General features: G+C 66.4%; 12 protein-coding genes. 7 read left to right on the forward strand and 5 right to left on the reverse strand.

What is annotated here, in order from left to right; all coding sequences use genetic code 11:
* Positions 1-43: 43 nt before the first annotated feature.
* Genes capA through AC4PTO_RS00085 form a run of 6 tightly spaced genes read left to right on the forward strand, consistent with a single transcriptional unit; the run spans position 44 to position 6,826 of the window.
* Positions 44-2,170, forward strand: a complete 2,127-nt coding sequence (capA, locus tag AC4PTO_RS00060) for a caprolactamase subunit alpha (RefSeq protein ID WP_492730722.1) — start codon at positions 44-46, stop codon at positions 2,168-2,170.
* 1 nt (position 2,171) lies between these two features.
* A complete protein-coding gene (locus AC4PTO_RS00065; RefSeq protein WP_492730724.1) occupies positions 2,172-2,912 on the forward strand; it encodes an ABC transporter ATP-binding protein in 741 nt (246 codons plus the stop codon).
* Positions 2,912-3,637 carry an ABC transporter ATP-binding protein gene (locus AC4PTO_RS00070; protein WP_492730726.1) on the forward strand — a complete coding sequence of 242 codons (726 nt, stop codon included), beginning with the start codon at positions 2,912-2,914 and terminating at the stop codon, positions 3,635-3,637. Before AC4PTO_RS00065 ends, AC4PTO_RS00070 begins: the two co-directional genes overlap by 1 nt.
* Complete coding sequence (locus tag AC4PTO_RS00075) at positions 3,634-4,542, forward strand: branched-chain amino acid ABC transporter permease (protein WP_492730728.1); 909 nt, start codon at positions 3,634-3,636, stop codon at positions 4,540-4,542. Before AC4PTO_RS00070 ends, AC4PTO_RS00075 begins: the two co-directional genes overlap by 4 nt.
* 3 nt (positions 4,543-4,545) lie before the next feature.
* Positions 4,546-5,613, forward strand: coding sequence for a branched-chain amino acid ABC transporter permease (locus AC4PTO_RS00080; RefSeq protein ID WP_492730730.1), 1,068 nt, complete (start codon positions 4,546-4,548; stop codon positions 5,611-5,613).
* A gap of 31 nt (positions 5,614-5,644) precedes the next feature.
* Positions 5,645-6,826 (forward strand): ABC transporter substrate-binding protein, encoded by a 1,182-nt coding sequence (locus tag AC4PTO_RS00085; RefSeq protein WP_492730732.1) that lies wholly within the window; start codon positions 5,645-5,647, stop codon positions 6,824-6,826.
* Positions 6,827-6,904: 78 nt separating this feature from the next.
* Here the strand turns inward: AC4PTO_RS00085 and AC4PTO_RS00090 are convergent, their stop codons facing one another.
* From AC4PTO_RS00090 to AC4PTO_RS00105, 4 genes are all read right to left on the reverse strand, one after another.
* On the reverse strand, positions 6,905-8,200 hold the full coding sequence (locus AC4PTO_RS00090) for a TRAP transporter large permease (protein ID WP_492730734.1): 1,296 nt from the start codon (positions 8,198-8,200) through the stop codon (positions 6,905-6,907).
* Between the two features lie 19 nt (positions 8,201-8,219).
* Positions 8,220-8,741, reverse strand: a complete 522-nt coding sequence (locus tag AC4PTO_RS00095) for a TRAP transporter small permease subunit (RefSeq protein WP_492730737.1) — start codon at positions 8,739-8,741, stop codon at positions 8,220-8,222.
* Between the two features lie 16 nt (positions 8,742-8,757).
* The gene (dctP, locus tag AC4PTO_RS00100; protein ID WP_492730739.1) at positions 8,758-9,819 is read right to left on the reverse strand and encodes a TRAP transporter substrate-binding protein DctP; all 1,062 of its coding nucleotides are present in this window, start codon (positions 9,817-9,819) and stop codon (positions 8,758-8,760) included.
* A gap of 211 nt (positions 9,820-10,030) precedes the next feature.
* Entirely contained in the window at positions 10,031-11,047 is a 1,017-nt protein-coding gene (locus AC4PTO_RS00105; RefSeq protein WP_492730741.1) for an aldose epimerase family protein, read from the reverse strand.
* Between the two features lie 244 nt (positions 11,048-11,291).
* On the opposite strand from AC4PTO_RS00105, the gene AC4PTO_RS00110 reads away from it, so the two are divergent.
* On the forward strand, positions 11,292-11,459 hold the full coding sequence (locus AC4PTO_RS00110) for a hypothetical protein (RefSeq protein WP_492730743.1): 168 nt from the start codon (positions 11,292-11,294) through the stop codon (positions 11,457-11,459).
* Here AC4PTO_RS00110 and AC4PTO_RS00115 read toward each other — a convergent pair whose 3' ends face one another.
* Entirely contained in the window at positions 11,460-12,062 is a 603-nt protein-coding gene (locus AC4PTO_RS00115) for a peroxidase-related enzyme (protein WP_492730745.1), read from the reverse strand.
* Between the last annotated feature and the right edge of the window lie 15 nt (positions 12,063-12,077).

The raw sequence follows: 12,077 nt of genomic DNA on the forward strand, positions 1-12,077 counted from the left end.
CCAAGGGCCGGGGCCGGTGTCCCTGAACCCAAAGGAACCCATCATGCAGAACCAATATCGTCTGGGCATCGACGCCGGCGGCACCTTCACCGATTTCATCCTTGCCGACCGCAAGGGCGAGGTGCGCATCTTCAAGGCGCTCTCCACCCCCAAGGACCCGACTGCCGCAATCCGCAACGGGCTTGCCCTGATCGAAGAGGAAACCGGCATTTCGCCCACCCAGATCGTGTCGAACGCGGATCTATGCATCAACGGCACCACCGTTGGGCTGAACGCGCTGATCACCCATAACGGCGCGAAGACCGGCCTGATCGCCACCAAGGGCCACGAGGACAGCATCGAGATCCGCCTTGGCCACAAGGAGGACGGCTATCGCTACGATCCGGAATACCCGCCGGCCACGATGCTCGTGCCGCGCTACCTGCGTCGCGGCGTCAGCGAGCGCGTGATCTCGACCGGGGCGGTCCACACCCCCCTGAACGAAGACGAGGTGCGCGAGGCCTGCCGCCACTTCATCCGCGAGGGCGTGGAATCGGTGGCGATCTCGTTCGTCTGGTCGGTTCTGCATACCGCGCACGAGCTGCGCGCCGCCGAGATCGTGCGCGAGATGATGCCCGATGTGCACCTGACCATCGGCAGCCAGCTTTACCCGCAGGTGCGCGAATATACCCGCACCTCGACCGCGATCGTGAACGCCTATCTTGCGCCGATCCTGCAACGCTATGTGCAGGCCGTGGATGGCTATTTCCAAAGCCTCGGCGCGCGCCAGCCGGTGCGCTACTTCCAGTCGAACGGTGGGCTGGCGCTTGGCCGGATCGTCACCGACCAGTCGGTTTATGCAATCAATTCCGGCCCCGCCTCGGCCCCGCAGGCCGCGCTTTACCTTGGTGCGCCCTGGGATCTGAAGAACATCATCACCGTCGATATGGGCGGCACCAGCTTCGACATCACGCTGACCCGCGACGGGCAGGCCAATGTGTCGAAGAACATCGACTTCCTGCGCTACCGCATCGGCATCCCGATGATCCAGGTCGAGACGCTGGGCGCGGGCGGCGGCTCGATCGGCTGGATCGACTCGATGGGGCTGATGCAGATGGGGCCGCAATCGGCGGGTTCGGAACCCGGCCCGGCCTGCTACGACCAGGGCGGAGACCGCCCCACCACGACGGATGCGAACCTGGTTCTGGGCTATCTCAATCCCGACGGGCTTGTCGGCGGGCGGCTGCCGCTGAACGTTGAAAAGGCGCGCCGCGCGATCCGGACGCATCTGGCCGATCCGCTTGGCATCAGCGTGGAACAGGCCGCGCATGGCATGTTCACCATCGTCAACAACAACATGGTCAACGCCATCCGCCGCGTCTCGGTCGAACGGGGCTATGATCCGCGCGATTTCGTGCTGAACTGCGCGGGCGGCGCGACGGGGGCGCATATCACCGCGCTTGCGCGCGAAATGGGCGTGCGCAAGGTGATGGTGTCGAAGCTTGCCTCGGGGCTTTGCGCCTTCGGCCAGATCCTGTCGGATGTGAAATACAACTACATGGCCCCCGCCCCCGTGCGTCTGGAAGGGGCCGAGGCTGCCGCAAAGCTCGATGGCCTGTTCAACCAGCTCGAAACCCGCGGCGTGGCCGATCTGCGCGGGGATGATTTCGACGACAACCGCATCTCGGTGCGCCGTTCGCTGGACATGCGCTATGTCGGGCAGGTTCACGAATGCACCGTCGACATTGACCCCTTCCCCATCGACGAACCTGCGCTGGAACGGCTGAAGGCCGCTTTCCACGCCCGCCACGAAGAGCTTTACACCTATTGCGAGCCGCATTCCGCCGTCGAGGTGGTGAATGTCGAAAGCGCGATCTCGGGCGCGGTGGACAAGCCCGCGCGGATGACCATCGCCCCCGGAAACGGTGCGCATTCCGCGCTGCGCGGCACGCGCGAGATGATCTTCGATGCGTCGGGCATCCCGCATGAAACCCCCGTCTATGATGGCGCGGCGCTTGGTGCGGGCGACCGGATTTCCGGCCCGGCCGTGATCCAGGAGGTTACCACGACGCTGGTGATCGAACCGGGCTGGCTGGCCGAACTGGATGCGACCGGGGTCTATATCCTGACGCTGGGCCAGGAGGCCGGGCAGCCCCCGGTGCGGGCTGCAGCCGTGACCGAGGATGCCTGACATGGCCCTCGCGCTGGAAAAGGTGGGGGTCGCCTTCGGCGGCTTCCACGCCCTGAGCGACGTATCGCTGTCGCTGGGGCCCGGGCTGGTCACCGGCCTGATCGGACCGAACGGGGCGGGCAAGACCACTTGCGTGAACGTGCTGACCGGGTTTCAGCGGCCCAGCACGGGACGGGTTCTGCTGGCGGCGAGGGATGTTTCGGCGTTGTCCGCGCATCGGCTGCGCCGGGCCGGTGTGGCGCGCAGTTTTCAGGCCGGGCGGCTTTTCGGCGGGCTCGACGTGCTGGACAACCTTGCCGTGACCGGCGTGGGTCTGGGGCAAAGCCGCCACGCGGCCGAGCTTGAAGCGCTGGAGCTTCTGGACTGGATCGGCATCTCCGATCTGCAAAGCCGCGCCGCCGCTGGCCTGCCCTATACCGATGAGCGGCGCGTGGCGATTGCGCGCGCGCTGATGGGCAAGCCGCGCTTCCTGCTGCTGGACGAACCCGCCGCCGGCATGTCCGAGCCGGAGGCCGAGGATCTGGCCGCCCTGATCCGCCGCATCGCAACCGAACTGGGCATCGGTGTCCTGCTGATCGAGCACAATGTGGGCCTTGTGCTGTCGGTCTGCGCCCATGTCGTCGTGCTGGATGGCGGGCGGGTGATCGAGGCGGGCGACCGTGCCGCGATCCTGGCCAGCCGCGCCGTGCGCGAGGCCTATCTGGGCGCCGATCACAACGCCCCCGAACCGGAGGCCGCCTGATGCCGAAGCTGGGAGTTTTCGACCTTTCCGTCCGTTACGGCAAGCTGACCGCGCTGCGCGACGTGTCCTTTCATGTCGCGGAAGGCGCGCGTCTGTTCATCTCCGGCCCGAACGGGGCGGGCAAATCCTCGCTTCTGGGGGCGATCGCGGGCGAGGTGCGCGCGGCGCATGGCCGGATCGAGATGGATGGCGACATTCTTTCGGGCCGCGTCCCCGAGGCGATCGCGCGGCGGGGCCTTTCGATGGTGCCCGAGGGGCGACGCATCTTCCGCGCGCTCAGCGTGCAGGAAAACCTGATGGTGGGCGTGGGCCTGCGCCGGGATCGCAGCTCTGTCCCTGACGACCTGGCAACGATCTACGAGGCGTTTCCTATTCTGGGCGACCGGCGCCATGCCAATGCCGGGGCCCTGTCGGGCGGGCAGCAGCAGATGCTCGCCATTGGCCGGGCGCTGATGACCAATCCCAAGCTGATGCTGGTGGACGAGCCCAGCCTTGGCCTTGCGCCCAAGGTGGTGGACGAGGTCTATGAGCGGCTTTGCGCCTTGCAGGCCCTGCGCGGCCTCACGCTTGTGATCGTCGAGCAAAGCTCGGCCCGCGCGGCCCGCGTCGGCGGACGCATGATCCTGCTGCGAGGTGGACGTATCGCGGCCGATGGCGATGCCGCCGCCTTTGCCGAGCATGATCTGCTGAAGGAAGCCTATTTCGGAGAGGGGGCCGCGGCATGACCTTGCAACTTCTGTTCGACGCCTTGTCGCTTGGCGGGATCTATGCGGTGGCCGCCCTTGGAATCGCGCTGATCTTCGGGGTGATGAAGCTGGTCAATTTCGCGCATGGCCAGTTCATCGCCTTCGCGGTCTTTGCGCTGATCGTACCCTCGACCGATGCGGTCGCGGTGATGGGGCTGGGGGCGGCCCCCGCGCCGATCCTTGTGCCCGCGATCCTTCTGGTGGGGGCGGCGCTTGCCGTGCTGGCCGAGATGCTGGTGTTCCGGCCGCTGCGCAACGCAAGCCCCGTGGCGCTGATGGTGGCCTCTTTCGCGCTTGGCGTGGTGATCCAGAACCTCTTGCTGGTCGGCTATGGCGGGCGGCCCAAGGCCCTGAGCCTATGGCCCGAACTGGGCAGTCCGGTGCAGATCGCCGGGGCGTCGGTTCCGCTGTTGCAGGTGATCGTGATCGGCGCGGTGCTGGCGGTGCTGGCGGCCCTTGCGCTGATGCTGCGCCATACCCGCATCGGCCTTGAGATGCGCGCCGCGGCCGAGGATTTCGGCATGGCCCGGCTTTTGGGCGTGCGGGCAAACGCCGTCATCTCGGGGGCGTTTGCGCTTTCGGGGGCGCTTGCGGCGGCGGTGGCGCTGGTGCTTGTGGCGCAGACCGGCGTGGCCGATGTGCGCATGGGCGGCCAGATCATGCTGGTGGCCTTCATCGCCACCGTGGTCGGCGGCATGGGCAGCCTTGGCGGCGCGGTCGCGGCCGGCTTCGCGCTTGGCGCGGCCTCTGTGGCGTTGCAGGCGCTTTTGCCCGCCGAGGCCCGGCCGTTCCGCGATGCCTTTCTCTACGCGCTTGTCATCCTTGTCCTGCTGTTGCGTCCGCAGGGGCTTTTCGCCGCTGCCAGTGCCAAACCGAGGGTTTGAACCATGACCGATCTGTCGAATACCGATCACCGTGCCCGGCGCCGGGCGGCGATGACGACACCCGTGATCCTGATGGGGGTTCTGGCGCTTTTCGTGGGGCTTGTGCTGCTGTTCGGGGATCGCTCGCTGGCCCGGATGGCCACCGAGACGCTGATCCGTGTCACGCTTGTCGTGGGGTTCTGGATCTTCGTCGGGAATTCCGGCGTGGTTTCCTTCGGGCATGCGGCTTTTGCCTGCGTGGGGGCCTATGTCTCGGCCTGGCTCACGCTGAAGCCCGCGATGAAGACGCTGCTGCTGGACGGCCTGCCCGACTGGGTTGCCGGGGCCGAATGGCCGGTTCCGGGCGCGGCACTTGCTGCGGGCGGGGCGGCGGCACTGGTGGCGCTGATCACCGGGGCGGCGATCCTCCGGCTGTCGGGGATCGCGGCCTCGATCGCAACCTTCGCCTTCCTTGCGATGGTCAACACGATCTGGGCGAACTGGACGCCGGTCACCGGGGGCACCTCGTCCGTCGTGGGGCTTGCGCGCTATGTCGGGCCCGGCGTGGCGTTTGGCTGGGCGGCGGCGGCGATTGCGGTGGCGGCGGTCTACGGCGCCTCGGCCTCGGGCCTTGCGCTGCGCGCCACCCGCGAGGATGAGGTCGCGGCCGCCGCCTCGGGGATCGACCGCTACCGCCACCGCCTGCTGGCCTATACGGTCTCGGCCTTCTTCTGCGGGGTGGGCGGTGCGCTGATGGGGCATTTCATCGGCGTCATCAATCCCGATGCCTTCTATCTGCCGCTGACCTTCGTGATGCTGGCGATGCTGGTGGTTGGCGGTGTCGGATCGCTGTCCGGTGCGGTGGCGGGCGTCCTTGTCGTCTCGGTCGCGGTCGAGGCGCTGGTGCGGCTGGAGCGCGGCTTCACCATCGGTACGGCGCAGTTCGCGCTGCCCGCCGGATCGCAGGAAATCCTGATCGGCATTGCGATGATCCTTGTCCTCATTCTGCGCCCGCAAGGCCTTTTGGCCGGGCGCGACCTGATGCTGCCCATGCGCCGGATCGCGCGGGGCGGCAGTGGCCCGAAAAACTGATCCGAACCAGAAAAACCAACAGGAGAGAACGATGAAACCGAACCGATTGATGATGGGTGTCGTATTGGCGCTTGGCTGGTCGTTGCCCGCCGCAGCCCAGGACGACATCACCGTGGGCTTCGCTATTGCCAAATCCGGCTGGATGGAGGCCTATGACACCCCCGCCGCCACTGCCGCCAAGATCCGCATCGATGAGATCAACGCGGCCGGCGGGTTGCTGGGCCGTCAGATCCGCGTGGTCGAGGCCGATACCCGCACCGACCGGGCCGAGGCCGCGAAGGCCGGGCTTCAGGTTCTGGACGATGGCGCCGACATGATGGTGGTGTCCTGCGACTACGATTTCGGCGCCCCCGCGGCGCTTGCCGCCGAGGCCGAGGGCATGAACAGCTTTTTCCTGTGCGCCGAGGATGTGAAGGCCGGGATCCAGGGCGTGGGGCCGAACAGTTTTTCGTCCTCGGTGCTGGCCCCGGTGCAGGGCGCGACGATGGCCGAATGGTCCCATGGCCGGCGCGACGCCCGCACTGCCTATGTGCTGGAGGATACCTTCATCGAATACAACAAGGGGATCTGCACCGGGTTTGAATGGATGTTCCCGCGCCTTGAGGGGGCAACGATCGTCGGGCGCGATACGTTCAAGAACGACGATGCCTCGATCGCCAGCCAGATCACCCGGATCAAGGAGCTGGGGGCAGAGCCGGATGTCATCATGCTTTGTTCGGTGATGCCGGGCGCCGCGGCGGCGGTGCGCCAGCTGCGTGCGGCCGGGGTCGGCTCGCTGATCCTCAACGGCTCGGCTGTGGATGGGTCCTACTGGCTTGACGCGGTGCCGGATCTGTCGGGCTTCGTGCTTCCGGTCCAGGGCTCGATCCATGGCGACGACCCGCGCCCCGAAGTCGAGGCCTTCAACCAGGCCTATCAGGCCGCCACCGGCGCCCGCCCGGCCAGCCAGTATGCCTATCCCGGCTATGTGCTGATCGACCTTTGGGCCAAGGCGGTCGCGCGCGCGGGCGATCTGGACGGGGCCGCGGTCACGGCCGAGCTGGAGAAGATGCGCGACGAACCCACGACCTTCGGCCCGCGCAGCTTCACCGATGCGCTGCACCACCAGAACACCGCCCTGATGCAGATCGTCGAGATCACTGGCGGCACACCCGCAAGGGTGGACGAATGGACCCTCTCCGAGCCCGTCCCGCTGGACGTGCTGCTCAACTGAGGGGCCGGTGCCGTCGCCCGCTCCCCTGGGTGGCGGCACCATTTTCGACAGCGCCCCGCGATACGGGGCGCGCGTGCCTCAGACGCCCACCAGCTTCGAGGGCAGCCAGGTCGACACTTCGGGGAAGAGCGCGATCAGCGCCAGCGTCAGCAGTTGCAGGATGATGAACGGCACCACGCCCCGGCACATCTGGCCATAGGTCATGTCGGGGGGCGCGATGGATTTCAGGTAGAAGATCGAAGAGGCCATCGGCGGCGTCAGGTAGCTGGTCTGGATCATCACAAGGACCATGGTCGCAAACCAGACCGGGTCGATCCCGGCGGCCCGGATGAAGGGCGTGAACAGCGGCACGCAGATCAGTACATTCGCCGTCCAGTCCAGCACGAAGCCCAGAACGAAAACGACCAGAAGGAAGAAGACGATCATCCCGGTCTGGCCAAGGCCCGCGCCCTCGATGAACTGACGGATCATCCGCGCGCCGCCATTGGCCGCGAACACGCCCATGAACATCGTGCCCGCCGCCACGATCAGAAGGATCATGGCCGAGATCCGCACCGTGATCTTCAGCGATTCCTGCAACATCCCGGTGCTGAAACGGCGATTCACGATGCACAGAAGAAGCGCGCCGGCCGCGCCCACCGCCGCCGCCTCGGTCGGCGAGGCGATCCCGGCAAGGATCGAGCCCAGCACCGCGAAGATCAGCGCGAAGACGGGAACGAGCGTGACCAGCGTGGCGCGCAGCTTTTCGGCCAGGCCGACCTCGTCCTCGATCTGCGCGGCCGTGTCGGCCTCGGCCGGGCGGATCATGCCCTGAAGCGCGATATAGGCCAGGAACAGGCCCACCATGATCAGGCCCGGAAACATCATGCCCGCCAGAAGCTTGCCGACCGAGATCTGCGCAAGCGAGGCATACATGACCGCGATCACCGAGGGTGGGATCATCGTGCCAAGCGATCCGCCCGCGCAGATCGTGCCCGCGATCAGCCGGTTGTCGTAGCGCGCGCGCTGCATCGCGGGAATGGCCATCATGCCGATCATCACCTCGACCGCGCCGACGACACCCGCGGCGGCGGCAAAGATCGCCCCCATGGCGATCGTGGCAAGCGCAAGACCCGCAGGCAGGCGGCCCAGCCACATGTTCATGACCCGGAAAAGCCGCTCGGCGATGCCCGACCGCTCCAGAAGCGCGCCCATCAGGATGAACATCGGAATCGCCGACAGGATGAAATTCGTCGAGGCCGAGTAGAACGATCCGTAAAGCTGGTTGAAGGCGGCCGGGCCAAAGGCGACAAGGCCGGCCCCGACGGATACGATCACCAGCGAAAACGCGATCGGCAGGCCAAGAAGGATAAGCGCGAAAAGGGCAGGGAACATCAATCCGGCGGTCAGCATCTCAGGCCTCGAGTTTGAAGGCGTCGTCCTGACGCGGCGTGGTGAGGGCGCGGATCCCCTCGGCGGCCAGTTGCAGCGCAAGCGCGCCAAGGCCGATGGTCAGGGCCGAATAGAAGGGCCACATCAGCGGTGCCCAAGGGCTGACGGTTTCGACCTCCTGGGTCAGGTAGGCGCGCCAGGCCCGCCCCCCGGCCACCATGGCCAGCTTGGTGAAGATCGGGCACAGCACCAGAAGGAAGGCAACCCCGTCGATCCAGCCGCGCAGCCGCGCGGGCAGGCGCGCGGACAGGAAGTCGATGCGCACATGGGCATCCTCGCGCAGCGCCTGCGCGGCACCCAGCACGAAAAGCACGCCGGTGCTCATATAGGCCACGTCGAAGGCCCAGAGCGTCGGCGCGCCAAGGGCATAGCGCGCCACCACCTCATAAAGCATGGAGGCGATCAGGATCAGGACCATCAAACGCGAGACAAGTCCGAATGCGGCGGAAATCCCGTCCGCAACCGCAAGAAAGACCCCTTTCATGATCGCCCCCGCCGTCTTAGTTGCCGTTGCGGATGAGGTAACCGCTTTCGGTGGTCCAGCGATCCTCATAGGCCAGATAGTCGGCAAGGATCTCGGCCATCTGGCCGTTGCCCGCCTCTTTCTGTGCCTCGGCGGTCTTCTTGATCCAGTCGACCCCGGCTGCCGAAAGCTCTTGGGCGAAGGCCGGGTCAAGCTCGATTACCTCGGCGTTGCTGGCGCGGAACGTTCCCATGGCCTTCATGTCCTGATCGTAGAAATGCAGCAGGCTTTGCAGGGTGGTCAGTTCGGCCGCGGCCTCGATCTTGGGCTTGAGCGCATCGTCAAGCTGGTCCCAGGTCTCCTGCTTCATCACCACTTCCCACAGGAAGGTCGGCTGGTGCACGCCGGGCGTCACGATATAGGGCGCGGCTTCGTGGAAACCTTCGGGCAGGTTGCCCGAGGGCGGGCCCCATTCGATCGCGTCGACGCCTTTGCGTTCCAGCAGGGTGTAGATCTCGCCCGGCGGCACGACGGTCGGCACCGCGCCGAAATAGTCGCGCATCACCTCGGCCCAGGGGCCCGAGGTGCGGTATTTCAGGCCCTTGAGGTCTTCGGCGTTTTTGATCGGTTTGTTGGCATGGGCCATGATCTCGGATGAGCCGATCCCCACGACCAGGGATTTCATGCCCTCCGCGGCCCGGATCTCTTCAAGCTTTTCCTTGCCGCCACCTTCGTAGATCCAGGTGGAATAGGCTTCGGGGCCCATGCCGCCGGGGAAGCCGGCGAAGATCGCGTTGATCGGGTTCTGGTTGACCAGATAGCTGGGGGTCGAGTGGCCCGCCTCGACGATGCCGTCGCGCACGCCGTCATAGACCTGAAGCGCGGGAACCAGGATGCCCGCGCCGAAGGGCTGGACCTCGACCGCGCCATCGGTCAGCAGATCGACGTTATCGGCGAAGCGCACCAGGAAATTCTCGTAATAGGGCGAACCCTCGGGCACCGAGGTCGGAACCCGCCAAGTCACATCCTGCGCCGAAGCGGCGAAAGCCAGCATCGAGGCCGCACCGGCCAGGCTCAGCAATTTCGAAGGGTAGTTCATTCAGTCCTCCTGTGTCGGTTTGTCGCATGCCCGCTTCTTGCGACGGTTTCTGATTCTTATCGTAGACGCGAAAAATCTTTTTTGTCGACAAGAAAAATACAAACATGCGAGAGCGAGGTCGGGTGTCTTTCCGCCATGCAAAGCTCCGTTCGGGCCGGGTCGCGGCGGACAATTCCTTGAAAGTCGGGTGAAAAATCCGGGGGCTGGGGCACTAGCCGGCCGTGAAGCGCAGGGCAAGGCGGTGGCGATATCTTGCGCCGGGATGCAGAACGGTGCCGGGAAAATCGGCACGATTGGGGGCGTCTGGCCATGCCTGAGGCTCCAGGCAAAGCGCGCAATGCGCCTGAAGGCCCGGAAGGGGCGGCCGGTTGGCGGTGTAAAGCTGAAGCCCTGGCTGATCCGAGATCACGGTCATTGCGCGGCCCGAACCGGGGTCCGACAGGCGGGCCACCGGGCGCGGCGTGCCGTCTGCGGGATCGGGGCAGAAGTTATGGTCATAGCCGCCCTGTGCCGCCAGCCACGCGGCGGCGATGTCCTGCCTGACCGGCTTTGCCACGCGAAAATCGAAGGGGGTGCCGGAAACCGGGCGCGGCGGGCCATCGGGGATGCCGTCGGCGCGGATCGGCAGGTAATGCCCTGCCGCGATCGACAGGCGATGATCCAGCACGGAGCCGCCCCCGGCAAGGTTGAAATAGCCATGGCTCGTCAGCGAAACCGGGCAGGGCTGGTCGCATACGGCCCCGTAGCGAAGCGAAAGCGTGATCCCCTGCGCATCCTCGGACAGGTCGAACCGCGCGGTTGCGTCCAGTGCGCCGGGAAAGCCCTGATCGCCATCGGGGCTGTGCAGCCCGAGGGTCAGCGACAGCGGATGTTCCTGCACCTCCAGAACCGTCCAGATGCGCCTGTCGAAGCCCTCCGCGCCGCCGTGCAGCGTGTTCGCGCCGTCATTCGCATCCAGCAGGACGGTGCGCCCCTCCAGCACGAAGCGCGCCTTTGCGATGCGATTGGCATAGCGCCCGATCGACGCGCCAAGAAGGCTGCGCCCGGTCAGGTGCGCGGCGGGGTCGTCATGGCTCAGCAGGATGTTGGCCAGATGGCCGTGGCGATCGGGGGTCTCGATCCGGTGCAGCGTGGCGCCGATGCTCAGCACCGTCGCCGAGGCGCCGGAGGGCAGGGCAAGGCGGATCGCCTCGGCGCCGCCCGGCAGGGGGCGGCGGGTCACGCCCATGGCCCGCCCCCCGCCGGGCAATCCCGCCCGGCCTTGGGCCCCGCCCGTCGATATGCCCCTGTCCGCACCGTTCACCCCCCGTTTCGCATGGTATAGCCCGCGCAGGGCGCAGCTCACCATGCAAATCGACGCCTGCCTTCGGGGTGCGACCTATGGCGCGGCCTGCCCGTCCGCTCTGGACAAGGCCCCCGGCGCCTGAAATCCTATGCCCATGCGGCAAGGTGCCGTGGAATTGCGAGATGGCATGATCGATTTCCAGAACCCGCTTCTGCGCCCCCTCTGGGTGCGGATCCTGATCGTGGCGGTCCCGCTGATCCTGTCGGCGACGGCCTTTGCGACGGGCTGGGTGTTTCTTGGCGCCGGGCTCGGGCTTGTGGGCGGCTTCGTCTTTCGCCGGCTGTTCCTGCCCTGATTACGCAGCAGGGTCCGGCCCGCGCGCCGGCAGATCGCGGCCGAGCGTGTAGAATTCGTCATTGGGCCGCAGCGAGGCCATGTTGGCGATCCGGTTCGACATCCCAAAGAAGGCTGAGATCGCGCCGATATCCCAGATGTCCTCATCGGTGAAGCCGTGCCCGCGCAGGGCCGCGTGATCGCTGCCTTCCACCGCCCAGGCGGAAAGCGAGACCTTCATGGCATAGTCGAGCATGGCCCGCTGGCGCGGGGGGATGTCGGCCTTGCGATAGTTGATCGCCACCTGATCCGCGATCAGCGGATCTTTCGCGCGGATCCGCAGGATCGCCCCATGCGCAACGACGCAATACTGGCACTGATTGGCATTGCTGGTGGCAACCACGATCATCTCGCGCTCGGCCTTGGTCAGGTTGCCGGGCTTTTCCATCAGCGCATCGTGATAGGCGAAGAAGGCCCGAAATTCGTCCGGGCGGTGGGCCAGGGCCAGAAACACATTCGGCACGAAGCCAGACTTTTCCTGCACCGCGACGATCCGGTCCCGGATGTCCTGCGGCAGGCTGGCCAGATCGGGCACGGGAAAGCGGCTGATGGGATGGGTCGACATGGGGCCTCCTCTTCG

Source organism: Rhodobacter maritimus, assembly GCF_058747975.1.